The organism is Streptomyces sp. NPDC046925 (genome assembly GCF_040644915.1).
Taxonomy (GTDB): Bacteria; Actinomycetota; Actinomycetes; order Streptomycetales; family Streptomycetaceae; genus Streptomyces.
In genome coordinates, this window is record NZ_JBEYWZ010000004.1 from 190,052 (window position 1) to 205,896 (window position 15,845).

General features: G+C 71.5%; 18 protein-coding genes. 10 read left to right on the plus strand and 8 right to left on the minus strand.

The features are described 5' to 3' along the window. The first annotated feature begins 42 nt into the window (after positions 1 to 42). Positions 43 to 978, plus strand: a complete 936-nt coding sequence (locus ABZ906_RS19200) for a zinc-binding dehydrogenase (protein ID WP_361383755.1) — start codon at positions 43 to 45, stop codon at positions 976 to 978. A 47-nt stretch (positions 979 to 1,025) separates the two neighbouring features. Continuing rightward, the gene (locus tag ABZ906_RS19205; RefSeq protein WP_361383758.1) at positions 1,026 to 1,595 is read left to right on the plus strand and encodes a DUF4240 domain-containing protein; all 570 of its coding nucleotides are present in this window, start codon (positions 1,026 to 1,028) and stop codon (positions 1,593 to 1,595) included. Positions 1,596 to 1,633: 38 nt separating this feature from the next. Here ABZ906_RS19205 and ABZ906_RS19210 read toward each other — a convergent pair whose 3' ends face one another. Then, positions 1,634 to 2,017, minus strand: coding sequence for a hypothetical protein (locus ABZ906_RS19210; RefSeq protein ID WP_361383761.1), 384 nt, complete (start codon positions 2,015 to 2,017; stop codon positions 1,634 to 1,636). Between the two features lie 115 nt (positions 2,018 to 2,132). On the opposite strand from ABZ906_RS19210, the gene ABZ906_RS19215 reads away from it, so the two are divergent. After that, a complete protein-coding gene (locus ABZ906_RS19215) occupies positions 2,133 to 2,291 on the plus strand; it encodes a hypothetical protein (RefSeq protein ID WP_361187568.1) in 159 nt (52 codons plus the stop codon). 76 nt (positions 2,292 to 2,367) lie between these two features. On the opposite strand, the gene ABZ906_RS19220 is transcribed toward ABZ906_RS19215, so the two are convergent. After that, on the minus strand, positions 2,368 to 2,715 hold the full coding sequence (locus ABZ906_RS19220; protein ID WP_361383764.1) for a hypothetical protein: 348 nt from the start codon (positions 2,713 to 2,715) through the stop codon (positions 2,368 to 2,370). Between the two features lie 282 nt (positions 2,716 to 2,997). Between ABZ906_RS19220 and ABZ906_RS19225 the strand changes: the two genes are divergently transcribed. Beyond that, complete coding sequence (locus tag ABZ906_RS19225; protein ID WP_361383767.1) at positions 2,998 to 4,026, plus strand: nitronate monooxygenase; 1,029 nt, start codon at positions 2,998 to 3,000, stop codon at positions 4,024 to 4,026. 87 nt (positions 4,027 to 4,113) lie between these two features. On the opposite strand, the gene ABZ906_RS19230 is transcribed toward ABZ906_RS19225, so the two are convergent. The 4 genes from ABZ906_RS19230 to ABZ906_RS19245 form a co-directional block, all read right to left on the minus strand. After that, positions 4,114 to 4,788 carry a hypothetical protein gene (locus tag ABZ906_RS19230; protein ID WP_361383770.1) on the minus strand — a complete coding sequence of 225 codons (675 nt, stop codon included), beginning with the start codon at positions 4,786 to 4,788 and terminating at the stop codon, positions 4,114 to 4,116. A 271-nt stretch (positions 4,789 to 5,059) separates the two neighbouring features. After that, positions 5,060 to 5,602, minus strand: coding sequence for an EF-hand domain-containing protein (locus tag ABZ906_RS19235; RefSeq protein WP_361383773.1), 543 nt, complete (start codon positions 5,600 to 5,602; stop codon positions 5,060 to 5,062). A 145-nt stretch (positions 5,603 to 5,747) separates the two neighbouring features. Next, entirely contained in the window at positions 5,748 to 6,008 is a 261-nt protein-coding gene (locus ABZ906_RS19240) for a hypothetical protein (protein WP_361187557.1), read from the minus strand. A 140-nt stretch (positions 6,009 to 6,148) separates the two neighbouring features. Further along, complete coding sequence (locus tag ABZ906_RS19245; protein ID WP_361383776.1) at positions 6,149 to 6,958, minus strand: hypothetical protein; 810 nt, start codon at positions 6,956 to 6,958, stop codon at positions 6,149 to 6,151. Positions 6,959 to 7,217: 259 nt separating this feature from the next. Here ABZ906_RS19245 and ABZ906_RS19250 point away from each other — a divergent pair, with 259 nt between their 5' ends. Next, positions 7,218 to 7,466: a hypothetical protein gene (locus ABZ906_RS19250; RefSeq protein ID WP_361187552.1), complete on the plus strand. Its 249-nt coding sequence runs from the start codon at positions 7,218 to 7,220 to the stop codon at positions 7,464 to 7,466. Positions 7,467 to 7,522: 56 nt separating this feature from the next. Here the strand turns inward: ABZ906_RS19250 and ABZ906_RS19255 are convergent, their stop codons facing one another. After that, a complete protein-coding gene (locus tag ABZ906_RS19255; protein WP_361383779.1) occupies positions 7,523 to 9,112 on the minus strand; it encodes an amidase family protein in 1,590 nt (529 codons plus the stop codon). 245 nt (positions 9,113 to 9,357) lie between these two features. Here ABZ906_RS19255 and ABZ906_RS19260 point away from each other — a divergent pair, with 245 nt between their 5' ends. Together ABZ906_RS19260 and ABZ906_RS19265 are read left to right on the plus strand one after the other, a co-directional pair. Next, positions 9,358 to 10,155: a phytanoyl-CoA dioxygenase family protein gene (locus ABZ906_RS19260; RefSeq protein WP_361383783.1), complete on the plus strand. Its 798-nt coding sequence runs from the start codon at positions 9,358 to 9,360 to the stop codon at positions 10,153 to 10,155. A gap of 10 nt (positions 10,156 to 10,165) precedes the next feature. Further along, the gene (locus tag ABZ906_RS19265) at positions 10,166 to 10,627 is read left to right on the plus strand and encodes an SRPBCC family protein (protein WP_361187545.1); all 462 of its coding nucleotides are present in this window, start codon (positions 10,166 to 10,168) and stop codon (positions 10,625 to 10,627) included. 15 nt (positions 10,628 to 10,642) lie between these two features. Here the strand turns inward: ABZ906_RS19265 and ABZ906_RS19270 are convergent, their stop codons facing one another. Beyond that, entirely contained in the window at positions 10,643 to 11,494 is an 852-nt protein-coding gene (locus ABZ906_RS19270) for a GNAT family N-acetyltransferase (RefSeq protein ID WP_361383786.1), read from the minus strand. A 286-nt stretch (positions 11,495 to 11,780) separates the two neighbouring features. On the opposite strand from ABZ906_RS19270, the gene ABZ906_RS19275 reads away from it, so the two are divergent. The 3 genes from ABZ906_RS19275 to ABZ906_RS19285 are packed head-to-tail and all read left to right on the plus strand — an operon-like array spanning position 11,781 to position 15,708. Further along, positions 11,781 to 12,467 carry a GntR family transcriptional regulator gene (locus ABZ906_RS19275; protein WP_361383789.1) on the plus strand — a complete coding sequence of 229 codons (687 nt, stop codon included), beginning with the start codon at positions 11,781 to 11,783 and terminating at the stop codon, positions 12,465 to 12,467. Beyond that, positions 12,464 to 13,864 (plus strand): hypothetical protein, encoded by a 1,401-nt coding sequence (locus ABZ906_RS19280; protein ID WP_361383791.1) that lies wholly within the window; start codon positions 12,464 to 12,466, stop codon positions 13,862 to 13,864. The genes ABZ906_RS19275 and ABZ906_RS19280 overlap by 4 nt, the downstream gene beginning before the upstream one ends. Continuing rightward, positions 13,861 to 15,708, plus strand: a complete 1,848-nt coding sequence (locus ABZ906_RS19285; RefSeq protein WP_361383794.1) for a GMC family oxidoreductase — start codon at positions 13,861 to 13,863, stop codon at positions 15,706 to 15,708. Before ABZ906_RS19280 ends, ABZ906_RS19285 begins: the two co-directional genes overlap by 4 nt. Positions 15,709 to 15,845 lie beyond the last annotated feature (137 nt).

Sequence of the window (15,845 nt, forward strand, 5' to 3'; positions counted from 1 at the left end):
CCTCTTGTGGGCTCATGCCACTCAGTGGCACTATTTGGCGGCATGAAGGCACTGACGATTGATCACTCGGCGCCGGGCCACCTCGCGCTCACCACGGTCGCCGACCCCGAACCCGCCCCTCACCAGGCCCTGGTGCGGGTCCACTCCTTCTCCCTCAACGCCGGGGAGGTCCACCACGTGGTCCCCGAAGGCGACGCCGGTACGGTGCCCGGCTGGGACGCCGCGGGCGTAGTGGTCCGGGCGGCCGCAGACGGCTCCGGGCCCGCGGCCGGCACCCCCGTCGTCACCGTGGGGCCCGACGGTGCCTGGGCCGAACTGCGCGCCGTGGATACCGCTTTCATCGGCACCGTGCCCGAGGGAGCCGACCTCGGCCCGATCAGCACGCTGCCGGTCGCGGCGGGCACGGCCCTGCGCGCCCTGCACCGCATCGGACCGATCTTGGGCCGGCGCGTCCTGGTGACCGGCGCGGGCGGCGGCGTGGGCCGCTTCACCCTGCAACTGGCGGCCCGGGGCGGCGCCCATGTCACCGCGGTGACCAGCGATCCGGCGAAGGCGGACGCGCTGCGCGCACTCGGCGCCCACGAGATCGTCACCGGGCTCGGCCCGCTCGAACACCTCGAACCGGTACACGGCGTGGTCGAACTGGTCGGCGGCGCCCACATGGTCGCCGCGCACGGTGCCCTGGCCGATCACGGCGTGCTGGTCGCGGCCGGTCACATATCCGGCGACGGCGAACAGTTCCCCTACGGAGCCCTCTTCGGCAACGGACAGCGCCACAACCGCCAGATCGCCACCTTCTACCTGCTTGACGATGCCGCCGGCCTGGGCGCCGACCTCACCTGGCTCGCCGCCCTCACCGCCCGCGGCGAACTGGACCCACAGGTCGCCCTGCGCACCGACTGGACGCAGGTGGCCGGGGCAGCCGCTGAACTGGCAGGCCGCCGCGTACCGGGCAAGGCCGTCATCGACATCCGCTGAGGGCGTTCTTGATCCATTGTCGTAGGGGCGTGGCAGAGTGCCCGGCCATGGACACCGACACTTTCTGGGACATCATCGAGGCCGCACGCAGCGGGGCGACCGATTCGGGCGAGCTGTTCGACGAGGTTCTCGTCGAACAGCTCGCGAAGAAACCGCGTCAGGAGATCCTGGAGTACGCGCAGCGCTTCGACGAGTTGCACGACGCCTTGTACCGCTGGGACGTGTGGGCGGCTGCCTACCTCATCGGGGGCGGTTGCTCGGACGACAGTTTCATGGACTTCCGCGCCGGTGTGATCGCCCTGGGTCGTCAGTGGTACGAGCGCGTCGCCGCCGACCCCGACAGCCTCGCGGGGCACCCTGATGTGGTCGACGCGGCAGAGGAGCCCGGCGACGAGGTGCTGTTCCGCGAAGCCGTGAACTACGCGGCCGCCGAGGCCTTCGAATGGACCACGGGCGACGCCGACGCCTTCCACGAAGCCCGGCGCGGCGTCCACCGGGCTGATCCCGAGAGCGGCACGGAGGCCGACATGGGTGAGGATTTCGACTTCGACGACGACAGCGAGATGAGCCGCCGGCTTCCCCGCCTGGCGGGCCTGTTCCTCGAAGCCGACCACTGAAAGCCGGGTGAAAACCGCGGAGCTCGGCCCCGGCTCGGTCACCCCCTGCCGAAGTGCACCGCGGGAAAGGCGCCCGCCGCCCTGAGAGTTACGGTGAAGCCGCCGCCCAGTTCGGTCAGGCGTGCAGGTACCAGCTCGGCCGCCTCGCTCATCTTCCTCGACGCGAGCACCTGCTTTCCCAGGAGGCGTCGCAGGGCTCCGTCTGCGCCGCGCGGCCGGGCCGCGAGCACCGGTTCCGGAGTGGTGAGGCTCCACGCGGCGGGGAGATACCGCTGCACGTGCTCGCGGTTGAAGTTGTAGAACGTCGCGGTGACCGTGCCCGCGCCGACGGCGCCGCGCGGCCCGCGAGGTAGGCCATCGACTTCATAGGCGTCCCCGCCGAGGCCACCCCGGCCTTCCTGGGTTTCAACATGGCCGGTCACATCCTCGGCCGGGACCTTCCCGTTCAGGACCAAAGCCCCTGCATCGAGAGCCACGATCTGGAAACCCGGCGGCCACGAAGACCGACCGACGGTCCGTACAGAAGGGTGATGCCGGATGACCTGGATGAAGGCAAAGATCAAGCAGGCGATGGGACGCAAGAAGGAAACGGACGGCATCGCCCTGAGCAACGAGCGCTTGCGTGCCGAAGGAGAACGCGAGAAGCAGCGTGGCCGCGAGCAGCAGCACGCCCGACGCGGGGCCGAGGACCAGTAGCAACACCCGCAACCGGAACGGGGATGGGCCCGTTCCGGGCAGGGCGTGGAGGGTTCCGGTGGGCGCGTGGTGGGGCTCAGCCCGTGGTCTTGGTGGCCCAGATGGCGGTGCCCTGGTGGTAGAGGCAGACGTTGCCGTCGTCCTGGACGACCAGGACCGCGCCGTTCTTTCCTTTGGTGTTGGAGGCCCAGACGGGCTTGTCGCCCTCGGCGTAGACGACCAGGTTGCCGTCGGGCTGGATGACCGCGTACTGGCCGTACGGCTGGGCGCCCTCGCCCTGCCATACCGGCTTGCCGTCCCTGTACAGGACGAAGCCGCCGTCCTCCTGCATGCGCAGCACGGCCCGGCCGTTCCCGGACGTCCACGCCATGTTCCGGTAGATCCTGGCCCCCGGCGAGCTGGGCCCGAACTCGGCGTTGCTCATCTTTCCCCCTGTCCGTCGCTACGGTTTCGGCGGAGAGTGCTTGCCGCACGGACCAGGTAAGTGCCTACCCGGGTACGGCCGATAGGGGCGAATGCGGACTTTCTGGCGAATCATGGCGGGATAGCGCGGAGGCGCGGAGGGTGATGCTGCCGCGCTGCGTGGGTTCGCGACGCTCGGTGCCGGGCGCTGGCCTCGTACTGCCGTCCGGTGGGAACCTGCGCCATGGGCCAGGCGCGAGCACAGGACGGGCCCGCGCCTTCCGAGCTCCGGGAGGGAGCCGTCATGAGCGTGCTGTCCACCAGGTTCACCGAGAGGTTCTCCGTCCCCTACCCGTTCGCCTGTGCCGGAATGGCCTTCGCGGGCGGCACCTCCGCTCTGGCGGCGGCCGTCTCCCGGGCGGGGGGAGTGGGCGCGGTGGGAGCCGCGCTCATACCGCCGGACCGGCTCCGGCAGATCATCCACGAGGTTCGGCAGGGCGCCGGGGAGGCCCCGTTCGGCATCAACCTGATCTCGTACTTCGACAACACCGAGCATGTCCGCGTCTGCGCCGACGAGCGGGTGCCCATCGTCTCCTACCACTGGGGCCACCCGCCCGGCGACGAGCTCAAGCAGCTGCAGGAGGCCGGGGTTTCGGTGTGGGAGCAGGTCGGTTCCGCCGACGCGGCCCGCCTCGCCGTCGACGACGGCATAGAGGTCGTCGTCGCCCAGGGCTGGGAGGCGGGCGGCCACAACTACGGCGGACTGCCCACCATGGTGGGGGTCCCCGCCGTCGTGGATGCCGTGGGCGAACGTGCGCTGGTCCTCGCCGCGGGCGGGATCACCGACGGACGTCAGGCAGCCGCCGCCCTGTGCCTGGGCGCCGACGGCGTATGGGTGGGAACCCGCCTTGTCGCGTCACGTGAAGCGCAGGTGCATCCCGAGCACCACCGGCGGCTGATCTCCGCCATGGGAGAGGACTCGGTCCGTTCCGCGATCTTCGGTCCCGAATGGCCGGACTTCAACCCGATGCGGGTGCAGCGCAATCGCGTGGTGTCCGAGTGGAACGAGCGGCTGGATCAAGTACCGACGGACCGCGACGCACTCGACCAGGTCGGCATCACCCTCTTCCAGGGGGAGGAGATGGTCCTGCGCAAGTTCAGCGTGCTGCCGCCGGTGCCGGACACCGAGGCGGACTGGGAGGAGATGCCCTGGCTGATGGGGCAGGGCGTCGGCCTGGTGCACGACGTCGCGCCCGCCGGGGACATCGTCCGGGCGATGATGGATGAGGCCGAGCGGGTACTGACCCGGCTCGGGTCCGGAGACCGGCCGTAGGACGGTAGCCGGTCGTAGGGCGAAATCCGTCCGGGGGAAACCGTCCGCCCGCCCGCCGCAGGAGACGGACGGGCGGACGGCAGGCGCTCAGAGGGCGGAGCCGGTGAGCAGGTCGGTGACGAACTTGCGCAACCGCCCCGTACGGACGGGCCGGACGCCGTGGATGAGGTGGGCGCCGTAGGCGACGGCCGTGCCGGGCCCGGCGTCGGTCGTCCACCGGGTGCGGGAGGCGGAAGTCAGCCAGGCGGGTTCGCTGTCGTGCTGATGGATGTCCGGGAGGGATGCGTGGGGGTTACGGAGGGCGAGCGGTGTGCCGGGCAGGAAGCCCTGGAATTCGCCGACACACTCGCCGCTCCAGACTTGGTCGCTGGAGGTGGTCTCGACGTAGAACTCTCCGCCCGCCTCGGGCTCGTCCAGGACGACGCCGATCCGGCCGAGACGGCAGGCGACGGGACCGGGGTCGGGTATGCCGTCGAGATGGGTGGGTACGCGCTGACCGGCTGTCAGCTCGGTGTAACTCCAGGGCGCGGCCGATTCGATGGAGGGGAGCGCCCGGCGGATGGCCGGCAGGGCCCTGGTGATGGCCTGGCCGAGGATTTCCTGGGCCAGGGGAGGAGCAGGGAGGACATCGGCCTCGAAGTGTGGGGCCCAGCCCGTGGTGTGCAGCTCGTCGTCCATGAACTTGCGGAGCCGGGTGAGCTCTTCGGGGGTGAGGAAGTCTTCGACGGTTTGCAGGGCGAGCGTCTCGCTGCGATGGATCATGGAGTCCCTTCACGGTCACAGCTGCCGGGCGGGGTGTGCTCCATTCACCGTCGCGGAGGAGGCGGCGCGGGTCCACGGCGCGGGCGGGGGGTATGGAGGCTCCGGGGGCGGGCTCCAGGGGCGGGCCGCAGCCTTGTGAAGGTTCCCGGCGTACGCCGCTGCCGGGATTGTCCCGGCTGCATGACGGGCCGCCCCACCGCCGCGACGGGCCCCGCTGCCCTCGACCCGGCGCGCGACCGGGCGGAGGCAGGTCAGCAACCGGGAGCCGCGCTCAGTGCCGAAGCCCCATGACCAGATCACCGGGAACGTCCTCGCCCGTGCTGTAGGCCTCGACCACGGCCTCCTGCCACTCCTCGACCGTCAGCCGGTCGTCGCCGTCCGAGTCGATCGCCTCGAACGCCTTCAGGGCCTGCGCGGGAGACATGCCGAACAGCTCCTGTGAGCGCATGAATTCCTGCCGGCTCACCGTGCCGTCCCCGTCGCTGTCGATCAGCGCCACGTGCGCCTCGACCGACGGCCGGACCAGCTCTCCGAGCGTCCCCAACTCCTTGGCCTGCAGCAGCGCATCGACGAACGCTGCCTCCGTGAGCTGTCCGTCCCCGGGATTGCCGGCCAGCTTCACGAGCCCCTCCCAGTACGTCTGCGCTCCGGAGATCACGTCCCTGCCGCGCGGGGACTGCGGAGACTCCGCGAGCCCGCCCAGCAGCATCTCGGCGCGGCCGATGACGTCCTCGCGGACGAGAATGCCGTCACCGTCGGCGTCCTGAATCTGGAAACGACGCATGTACTTGGCTCGCAGCCCGGCATCGGTCATGACGTCTTCCTTTCGGGGAGGGGCAGGGGGCAACCACACGATCAGAGCGTTGTCCGGTTTCGGCGTCGCGGGGCCCACACCACACCCGTAATCACCCGGATAGGGCATCACACGCGAGACGCACCGGACCGGACTTCGCTCATGGTCATGTCACCGGTGCTTTGAGGGTTACCGGGTGGGTGGCCTGGTCGGGGAGGAGGCCGAGCGGCTTGCCGGTCGAGCGTTCGGCGGTGCGGCGGGCGATCTGCCCGGCGATGTTGGCGGCGGGCTGGATCTCTTCGCGCGGTGTGCTGTGCGGCACGGTCGCAGGCACGTGGGGCGGGTCGGCGAACGCGGCGACGGTGGGCAGTGCGCTCGCCGCGAGGGCGGCGACGACGATCAGGAGGGCTCGGACGCGCGCGGACACAGCCGGGAGGGACCTTTCCGGGGGCTGGGGCTGGGGCTGGGATGGGGGGAGCGGCGGAAAAGGCCCGGCAGGGCGTGGGGGATCGGGTGAGCACGTCCCTCACTCCGAGTGGTGCTCGCCCTGCCGGGGGCTTGGGTGGATCAGGCGGCCGGGACGGGGGCCGGTACCGGGGTCACGGTGCTGTCGGGTGCCGTCTGGTCGGTGTCCGGCGCGGGCTTGTGCTCGTCCGGCGCCGGCTTGTGCTCGTCCGGCGTCACGTGCTCGTCGGGGTTCGGCTGGGGGTCGGGCTGTACCTCGTCGTCCGGGGTGGGCTGCGGGTCGGGCTGTACGTCGTCGTCGGGCGCCGGCTGCGGTGCCTGGTCGCCCGCCTTGTCCATCCAGGAGGTCAGACCGCCGCTCGCGGTGAGCTTGATGTGCATGCCGTTGTGGTTGCCGAGGGCGGTGCGGCCGTTGGCGTCCAGGGATCCGGCGGAGGTGACGGCCTGCCAGTGGGTGGGCGAGAGCTTGTAGACGCGGGCCATGGAGCCGTCGGCGAGGGTGTCGTTACGGACGTGCTGGCGCTTCTCGGGCTTCGGCTTGGGCTTGGGCTTGGCCTTGTCCATCCAGGAGGTGAGGGCGCCGCCCGGGGTGAGCTTGATGTGCAGGCCGTTGTGGTTGGCGTAGGCGTTCTTCCCGTTGGCGATCAGTTTGCCGCCCTTGGGGCCCGATATGACGGCCTTGGCCTTGTGCTTGCCGAGCTTGTAGACCTTGGCGGTGGAGCCGTCGCGCAGCTTCACGGTCTTGGCCTTGACCTTGGCCTTGGAGTGCGCGGCCGCTTCGACGCTGACGGACGAGGGGGCGGCCGTGTCCGGGGCGGTGGCGGCCATCGCGCCGGACGCGGCGCCGAGGCTGATGCCCGCGGTGGCGATGGCGGCGATGGCGGTGGTGCGCAGAGTGCGGGGGGTACGCATGATGAAGGGGCCCTCTCGGGTCGGTTTTCGCAGGTGGGGGATGCTTCCGCGTCGTTGCGGCGACATCTGCGAAGTTACGCACCTCACGTCAAAGCCACCGGTAGGAGATGTAACAGTCATCACTCGCATTCAACGCAAAATGGACAGCGCAGGGGTTACTCCGCAGTAAAACTTCCTGTGCGGCCGTCCGAATCCGACTGCATCCCGCCGTTCGGCCCCTGCGGATGCGGGGCCCGCGACCAGGCGTGAGGCTGTCGATATGACCGAGCCGCTCCCCGTCGTCGTATCCCCGCCCTCCCCGACCGGAGGCCGCCGCGTCCGCGTGGACGGCCAGATCCTCGGCCTGGCGCACGGCGTGGCCGACATAGTGGAGTTCCTGCGCCGGGCCGGCATGGACGAGGCCGACACGTACATGGTCGAGACGTCGATGTTCATCGACTGGCGTGGCGGCGGCCCGGAGGTGTGGTCGCGTTCCCGGAACGGGGGAGCGGGGCCGGTCGGCGCCTGAAGCCAGGCAGGCTGCTGACGCCTCGCGCACGTCAGCAGCCTCTCAGAACCCCCTGCTCAACGGGACGAGCCGGCCCCGACCGTCGGCAGATAGCGCGGCGCCCGCCAGGCCTTGAGCCGGTCCTCCACTGCGGCCCCCAGCGACAGGAGATCGGCGTCCTGCCGGTCGCCGCTCATCAGGAGCAGGCCGACCGGCAGTTCGCCCACCGACCCGGCGGGCACGGAGAGGGAGGGGTATCCGGCGACGGCCGCCGGTGTGGAGGAGGGGATGACGTCGTTGTCGCCGCGCGCGCAGTCGGTGGTCCAGGCGGGCGGGTTCGTGGGGGCGGCGATGGCGTCCAGGTCATGGGCGGCGATGGTCTCGTCGAGGGAGCGCCGGGAGAGATCCTTCAACTCGGCGCGCATGGCCCGGTACCCGGGGTCGGTGGTGGGCGGCGCGGCCAGAGCCTGCTCGAACAGCTCCTGGCCGGCGAAACAGGTCTGTTCCCCGGCGTGGGTGCGGTTGAACTCGATCAGCTCGGCGAGGTCGCGGGGACCTTTGCGTGTGCCGAGATAGGCGTCGATGTCCCGGTGGAACTCGCTGAGCAGCGCCGGGAATTCGAGTTCGGCGAGCCGTGCCTGGTACGGGGGCGTCACCTCGACGACCACGGCTCCGGCCTTGCGCAGCTTCCTCGCCGTACGGGTCATCACCGCGTCCACGTCGTCGCCGAGCGAGGGCAGGCGCCACAAGCCGATCCGCTTGCCGCGCAGGCTGCTGCCGTACTGTGCCGCCGCGTGCTCGGGTGCGCCTTTGCCGCCGCTCAGGACCGAGAACGTGAGCGCGGTGTCGATGACGTTCCGTGCCATCGGGCCCGCCGTGTCCTGCTCGGCGGAGATCGGCACCACGCCCGACTGGCTGACCAGGCCGAGGCTGGGTTTGTGGCCGACGACGCCGGTCATCCCGGCCGGGCACACGATGGAGCCGTCGGTCTCGGTGCCGATCGCCACCTGCGAGAGCGACGCGGCCAGCGCGGCGGCCGAGCCGGCGGATGAGCCGCACGGATTGCGGTCCAGTACGTAGGGGTTGTTGGTCTGCCCGCCCACCGCCGACCACCCCGATGTCGGCTTGGCCGCGCGGAAGTTGGCCCACTCCGACAGGTTGGTCTTGCCCAGGATCACCGCCCCCGCCTTGCGCAGCCGGGTCACCAGCGCGGCATCGGTGTCCGGCGGGCTCCCGGCGAGCGCGAGCGACCCGGCGGTGGTCGGCATGTCGCGGGTGTCCACGTTGTCCTTGAGCAGAACGGGAATGCCGTCCAGCGGCCCCAGGGTTTTGCCGTGCCGGTGCCTGGCATCGCTGGCCGCCGCCTGGCGCAGGGCTGTCGGGCTGGTGCGCAGCACCGCGTGGATCTTGGGATCGACCTTCTCGATCCGCCGCAGGTAGGCCCGGGTAAGGGCCGACGCGGTCAGCGAACCGTCATCCATGCGTGCCTGCAACTCCGGAATCGTCACGGTGTCCAGGTCGACGCCGGGTGCGAGAGATGACCCGGCGGGCGGCGAGGAGCGGTCGCTCCCGTGCTCGGCGGCTTGCGCACCCGCATTCGGTAAGCCCGTCAGAAGGGACCCCGCGACAAGGGCGGCGGTCATTGTGGCGATGCTCTTCTTCCCCATGCGGGCCAGCGCACTACACGGGCACCATCCGGCGCAAGGGTGCGGGGTGTCCGTCGGGCCGGATGTCGCTCTTCGGGCTCCGTGACACCGACACCGGAACCGACCGAGTCGTTCATCGGGTAGGTGACCGGCATGGCCTCCCCTCCGTACCGGGCCGGAGGATCAGGGGAGGGCTCGCAGGACCCGACAAAGGCGGTGCGGAAAGTGTGGGGTGAGGGGAGCCGCAGGCGCCGCACGATGAGGCCATGGACGACACGACCTTGGTATCCCGCTTTCTCCGCGACGGTTTCGTGAAACTGGAGGGAGCCGTCGCGCCCCGCGTGGCCGCGGACTGCGCGCGGCTGCTGTGGCGCGAGACGGGCCTCGACCCGGACGTTCCGGCGACCTGGACACAGCCCGTGCACTGGGTGGCCGGCATGGCGCAGGGGCCGTTCGCCGCCGCCCCCAACTCCCCGTCCCTGCACCACGCGTACGACCTGCTCGTCGGCGCCGGACGCTGGGAGCCGCGCTACTCGCTGGGCACGTTCCCGCTGCGCTTCCCGCACGAGGAGGAGCCGGACGACGCGGGCTGGCACATCGAAGGGAGCTATCTGCCGGAAGGGGAGAGCTGGTACTTCACCAACCTGCGTTCTCGGGGCCGGGCATTGCTGATGCTGTTCCTGTTCAGCGAGGTCGGTGAGGACGATGCCCCGACCCGGATCCGGGTCGGCTCACACCTCGACGTACCCAAGATCCTCGAGAAGTACGGGGAAGACGGGGCCAGCGGGTTGGCCCTCGCGCCCGATCTGGCGAGGGCGACCGACCACCGGCCGCTCGCCCTCGCCACCGGATCGCCCGGCGACGTGTTCCTGTGCCATCCGTTCCTGGTGCACGCGGCCCAGCCCCACCACGGGGCCAGGCCGCGCTTCATGGCCCAGCCGCCGCTGATGCCGGGCGCGCCGTACGAACTGGAGCGGGCCGACGGCGCGTACTCACCCGTGGAGAGGGCGATCCGCCGAGGCCTGGGGCGCGACGCTGCTGGTCCGGGTTCGGTGATCGTGTAAGGGTGCCCGTATGACGACCGAGCGATTCGAAGTGCAGCGACAGGTAGCAGCGCCCCCGGAGAAGATCTTCGCGTTGCTGTGCGAGCCCTCCGGGCATGTGGCGATCGACAGTTCGGGGATGTTGCAGTCCGCCGAGGGGAAGCCCGTACGCGGGGCCGGTGACGAGTTCGTCGTCCACATGGACCGTGAGGCGCTGAACGACTACCCGATGGGCAAGTACGACGTCACCGTGATCATCACGAAGTTCGAGCAGGACGCCCTGATCGAATGGACCATCTCCGGCCAGGTGCAGCCTCCCATCCGGCACCTCTACGGCTACCGGCTCGAACCCAAGGAAGGCGGCACCCTGGTCACCTCGTACTACGACTGGAGCGAGATCGAGGAACGCTACCGGGACGCGAACATCTTCCCGGTCATCCCCGAGGCAGGCCTCCGCGCGACCCTCGGCATTCTGGCGCGGACCGTGGAGTAGAGATCCCGCCCGGGCTCAGGGCTGCTTGACCAGGATGGCGCGGGTGTAGAGCAGATCGAAGCCCTGACGCTGCGCGTTCTGCTGGGACTTGGACCCGGGCTGGGTGGTGATGACGGCGATGTCGCAGCCGGCGGCCGCGGCGCGGGTGAGCCGGTAGGAGAGCAGGGCGGTCTGGACGCCCCGGCGGCGGTGCGCGGGCGCGGTCGCCGCGCCGGTGAGCTGCGCGACGCCCTCGGCCGTGCGGAACCCGGCGCCGCCCGCGATGACTCCCTCGCGCAGCGCGACGCAGCGCATGACGCCGGCGGCTGCCGTGAGATCGCGCATGGCCCTGGCGATGACCTCGCGCGGAAACTCTTCGTGCGAGGGCACCCCTTGCGCGTCGGGGTGGGCAAAGCCCTCTGCCACGACGTCGAGCCAGGGCTCGAACTCCTCGTCGCCGCTGGGCCGGACCTCGATCCCGGACGGCGTGATGCGCTCGCGCGAAGTCTTGAGACCGAGGCCGAGCACGTTCTCGAATGACGTGAGCCGGTAGTCCCGTTCGGTCAGCAGGGCGGCGATCGCGGGATCGGCCAGGTGGGCGAGTTCGATCTGCACGGGGGAGTGGCAGGCCGCGAAGGCATGCTCGACCGCCCCGAGAGCGTCCGCGTCCGGTACGCCGCCGAAGCCGATCCCCGCGACCTTGTTGAGCGGTGACCCCTCTTCGGCGAAGCTCGCCATGCCGCCCGCGAGAGGGATCACGAAGCCCTCGGTGTCCGCCCTGCGGCGGCGTGCGGCCTCGCTGCCCGTGGCGATGAACTGCGCCTCGACCCGCTCGATGCGCTCGGCCAGAGCGGTGTCGCAGAAAAGCGGTGAACGGTCGGCATCCATGGTGTGCCCGTGCTTCCTCTTCTGTGGGTGACTCCTGTGGGTGACGTAATTCCCCCGCCTTTTCCCGCCCTTCCTCCGCTCGCGTTGTCCCGCCCGCGCTGCCCCAGCGTCGCGGACCGGCGAGAGGCACTCAAGCAGGCGGCACCGCGCACGACCCCTTGACGCCCCGGCACCGGCACTGTTCTCCTTACCTCCGTCAGTGGATGAGCCACTCATTCACTCATCGACTCGTACCCCGAGCACCCCGAGCACCCCGAGTACTTCGAGCACTTCGAGAGGCCACCCCGTGGAGACGCTGCCGCGCGAAACCGTCGTCGATCTGCTGGAGGGGCGGCTGCGTGAGGGCATCCTCACCGGCCGCTATCCGGCCGGGAGTTATCTGCCGCCCGAACGCGAACTGGCCGACGGCTACGGCGTCACCCGCACCACCCTCAAGCACGCCTTCGGCCGGCTCATCCAGGCCGGGCTGCTCGAGACCCGGCACGGCGTGGGCACCCGGGTGCGCGACTACGCGCGGCTCGGCGGCGCCGACCTGCTGCCCATGCTGGTGCGGCACAGCCCGGCCTGGATCACCGAGGTCTTCGAAGTCCGGCGCTCCATCGGCGCGTTGATCGCCGGGCGGGCCGCGGCCAAGGCGACGGACGGACAGAAGGACGAACTGCGCACCCTGCTGGAGGCGGTCGGGGCCGCGACAAGCGGGGATGCCGTGCAGCTCGCGGATGTCGAAGTGCACCGGGCGCTCGCCCGCGCCACCGGCAACCGCGTCTACGCCCTGCTCACCAACACCCTGTTCAACGCCTATCTGCCGGTCAGGGCCGCTTTGGTCGGACCCTTCACCGACCCTGACGCCGCGCACGCCCGCCTCGCTCCGGTGATCGACGCCGTCGTCAGGGGAGATGAGGCCGCGGCCGGTGCGGCCGCCGAGGACTATCTCACCGCCACCGAACGCATCATGCTGGAGGGCCTCAAGTGAGCCCGCGCGGAACGCGGTTCGCGGAGACCATGCTGGGCACGGCCCGCCTCGACGACGGCACCGACCGGCGGGCCCGCCTCGACCTGCGGGCCGGCGCCGACACCGTGCTGCGGCCGCTGGGCACGACCCGGGCGAGCCTGGCCGGACGCATCCGGATAGCCGGATGGGCCGACGACGCCCACGCGGCAGGCACCCTGGAGATATCACCGCTCGCGCGCCGCCGGATCCGCTACCGGCTGACCTTCACCGCGCAGGGACGCCGATTCACCCTGGACGGCTGGAAGTCCATCACCCCGCTGCGCCCCGTCCGGTCGATGACCGTCCTGCCCTTCACGCTGTACGAGACATACGAGCACGAAGAGCGGCCCGTCGGGTCCGGCACCCTGCGCTTCCCCCTCGCAGGCGGGCTCGCCCCCTTCCTGCTGAGCTTCCGCTTCCCGCGCCGCGAGGACGGCGCAGAGCTGATGAGGCCGCGCTGGAAGGGAGAAGCGGGCCGTACCGAGGTCTGGTACACCACCGCGACCGACCCGGCCACCGGCAGCGGCCTGTGGCTGCACCACGAACTGGTCGCACCCGCCGACGGGACACCGCCCTTCGCCCACGGCTGGGCCGCCGTCTTCCCCGCCGAAGGGCCGGTCACGCACGCACGGTTCGGCCCCGAGCCGTGGCGCGGAGCCGGCGGCGACGGCTTCACCGCACACGGCATCTCCGCCCGCCCCGGACGCCTCACGGGCAGCGCCGGAGACCTGCGCTGGGACCTGGCCGAACGCCCGGCGGACAGCCCGCTGTTCACCTTCCCGCGCTGGTCCTGGCGCAGGCCGCTGCTGCCCGCGGCCCAACTCCTGCCCGCGGCCCGGGCCTCGTACGACGGCAGCGTCACCTACGGCGACAGGGAACTGATCCTGCACGACGCCCCCGGAGCCTCCGCCCGCATCTACGGGCACGGCAACGCCCGCCGCTGGGCCTGGTTGCACGCCGATCTCGGCGGCGGCGACGTACTGGAGATCGTGGCCGCCGTCTCGATGCGGCCGGGACTGCGGCGGCTGCCGCCCCTGGTCTTCCTGCGGCTGCGGCGCCGGGGACGCACCTGGCCGCGCCGGGCCGAGCGCACCGCGGTGGGCTGGGCGGGCCCCGGTCGCTTCACCGTCGTTCTGGGCCTGCCCCGCTGGACGGTGAGCGGCCGCAGCGGGCTTCGCCGTATCCGGGTCGAGGTCACACAGGCCGAGGAGCGCACCCTGCACCTGGACTACGCCGACCCGGACGGTACGCCGGCCACCTGCCACAACAGCGAGCGAGCCGATGCCGCCATCCGGCTGGAACGCTGGTGGGGCCGCTGGCGCCCGGAAGCCCAGTGGACCCTGGACGGCACTGCCCACGCGGAAGTGGGCACGCGATGAGCCTTTCCGGGCTTGTCGCCGCGCTGCTCGCGGACGACGGCAGCCAACGCTGGCCCGCACGGGTGCCGCAGCGGCTCGACGACGTCCTGGACTCGATGCCCGCGGCCGCCCGCGCCGGAGTGCGCGGCGCCGCGGCCGCCGTGGACGCCTACGCCTTGGCCCGGACCGGCCGCCGCCTCGCGGGCCTCGGACCCGACGAACGCGACGCCGTCATGGGAGCACTGGGCGCCCGCACGGCGCTCGTGCCGCTCCTGGATCTGCTCAAGGTGCCGGTGCTGCTCGCGGCAGGCACCGAGCGGATGCTCGAACAAGGCGCGCGCACACCGGCGTTGGCCCCGCCGGACGATCCGCCGTTGGACTGCACGCCCGCCGGGCAGTGGCCCGACCGGTCCACCGCGGACGCGGTCGTCATCGGCTCGGGCGCCGGGGGAGCCATGGCCGCACGCACCCTCGCCCGGGCCGGATGGCGCACCGTCGTCCTGGAGGAGGGCGAACACCACACCACCGCCTCCTTCGGACGCCGTGCGCCGCTCGACCGGTTCGCCGCGCTCTACCGCGACGGCGGGGCCACCGTCGCCGCAGGCCACCCGCCCCTGCTGCTGCCGACGGGCCGTGCGGTGGGCGGCACCACCATCGTCAACTCCGGCACCTGCTACCGGACCCCGGACCAGGTCATCGAGCGATGGCGCAGCACCTTCGGCTTCGCCCTCGCAGAGGAACTCGACACGCATCTCGACGAGGCCGAGCGCACCCTGCGAGTGGCCACCCAGCCCCTGGACGTCCTGGGCAACAACGGGCGCCTGGCCCTGGCCGGCGCCGCCGAACTCGGCTGGAAGGCCGGTGCCCTGCGCCGCAACGCGCCCGGCTGCAAGGGCTCCTGCCAGTGCGTCGTGGGCTGCCCGACCGGAGCCAAACAGAGTGTGCAGCTTTCGGTGCTGCCCGATGCCTGCGCCGCGGGCGCCCGCATCGTCACCGGGGCCCGCGTCCGCGCCGTCCTGGTCGACGCCGACCGACCCGGCGGACCCCGCGCGGCGGGAGTGCGCGTACGCCGCCCGGACGGCAGCGACCTGGAAATCCTCAGCCCGCTGGTGGTCGTCGCGGCAGGCGCGCTGCAATCCCCGCAGCTGCTGCGCCGCTCGGGCCTCGGCAACCACCCGCGCCTTGGCCGCAACCTCAGCGTGCATCCGGCGACCAGCATGGCCGGACGGTTCGCCCGGCCGATGACCGCCTGGGAAGGCGTGCTGCAAAGCGTCGGCGTCGAAGAGCTGCACCGTGACGGAATCCTCGTCGAAGCCACCGCCACACCTCCCGGCATGAGCAGCTTCGTCCTGCCGGGCGTGGGCCGGGAGCTGCGCCGCGAACTGGAGTCCGCCCAGCACCTCGCCACCTTCGGCGCCATGATCGCCGACCTGCCCTCGGGCCGGGTGCTCGGGCGCGGACACACCCTGGTCCGCTACGACCTCCACCCGCGCGACGCGCACCGCCTCATGACCGCCGTTCACGCCATGGGCCGGCTCCTCTTCGCCGCCGGCGCCGAGCAGGTCCTCACCGGCATCCCCGCCGCGCCACGCGCCGGCAACCTCGCCGAACTCGCGGCGCTGCTAAGTGGCGTGACGGCCCGGCAGCTGCATCTGTCCGCCTTCCACCCCACCGGTACGGTCGCCGCGGGCAGCGACCCCCGCAGGGCACCGGCCGACCCGGAGGGACGCCTGCGCGGCGTACACGGCGTACTGATCGCCGACGGCTCCGTGCTGCCCGCCTGCCCGGAAGTCAATCCGCAGCTGAGCATCATGGCCACAGCACTGGCGATCACGGAGCGGTACGTGCAGAGCGAGGGACGGTAGACAGCGGCAGCCGGGCGGCGAGGGAGTCCCCCCGGAGCGAAGAGAGACCTTCCGCTTTGTCCTCTGGCTGTGCGGCGTGGATCCGGGCACCATCTCCTTACTCCACCCGCACCACGCGTTGCACGTGCACCACGGCA

Excerpts from the sequence above, each read along its gene's own strand:
- ABZ906_RS19200 (WP_361383755.1), top strand. The coding sequence starts at position 43 with ATGAAGGCACTGACGATTGATCACTCGGCGCCGGGCCACCTCGCGCTC.
- ABZ906_RS19205 (WP_361383758.1), top strand. The coding sequence starts at position 1,026 with ATGGACACCGACACTTTCTGGGACATCATCGAGGCCGCACGCAGCGGG.
- ABZ906_RS19215 (WP_361187568.1), top strand. The coding sequence starts at position 2,133 with ATGACCTGGATGAAGGCAAAGATCAAGCAGGCGATGGGACGCAAGAAG.
- ABZ906_RS19220 (WP_361383764.1), bottom strand. The coding sequence starts at position 2,715 with ATGAGCAACGCCGAGTTCGGGCCCAGCTCGCCGGGGGCCAGGATCTAC.
- ABZ906_RS19225 (WP_361383767.1), top strand. The coding sequence starts at position 2,998 with ATGAGCGTGCTGTCCACCAGGTTCACCGAGAGGTTCTCCGTCCCCTAC.
- ABZ906_RS19230 (WP_361383770.1), bottom strand. The coding sequence starts at position 4,788 with ATGATCCATCGCAGCGAGACGCTCGCCCTGCAAACCGTCGAAGACTTC.
- ABZ906_RS19235 (WP_361383773.1), bottom strand. The coding sequence starts at position 5,602 with ATGACCGATGCCGGGCTGCGAGCCAAGTACATGCGTCGTTTCCAGATT.
- ABZ906_RS19245 (WP_361383776.1), bottom strand. The coding sequence starts at position 6,958 with ATGCGTACCCCCCGCACTCTGCGCACCACCGCCATCGCCGCCATCGCC.
- ABZ906_RS19250 (WP_361187552.1), top strand. The coding sequence starts at position 7,218 with ATGACCGAGCCGCTCCCCGTCGTCGTATCCCCGCCCTCCCCGACCGGA.
- ABZ906_RS19255 (WP_361383779.1), bottom strand. The coding sequence starts at position 9,112 with ATGGGGAAGAAGAGCATCGCCACAATGACCGCCGCCCTTGTCGCGGGG.
- ABZ906_RS19260 (WP_361383783.1), top strand. The coding sequence starts at position 9,358 with ATGGACGACACGACCTTGGTATCCCGCTTTCTCCGCGACGGTTTCGTG.
- ABZ906_RS19265 (WP_361187545.1), top strand. The coding sequence starts at position 10,166 with ATGACGACCGAGCGATTCGAAGTGCAGCGACAGGTAGCAGCGCCCCCG.
- ABZ906_RS19270 (WP_361383786.1), bottom strand. The coding sequence starts at position 11,494 with ATGGATGCCGACCGTTCACCGCTTTTCTGCGACACCGCTCTGGCCGAG.
- ABZ906_RS19285 (WP_361383794.1), top strand. The coding sequence starts at position 13,861 with ATGAGCCTTTCCGGGCTTGTCGCCGCGCTGCTCGCGGACGACGGCAGC.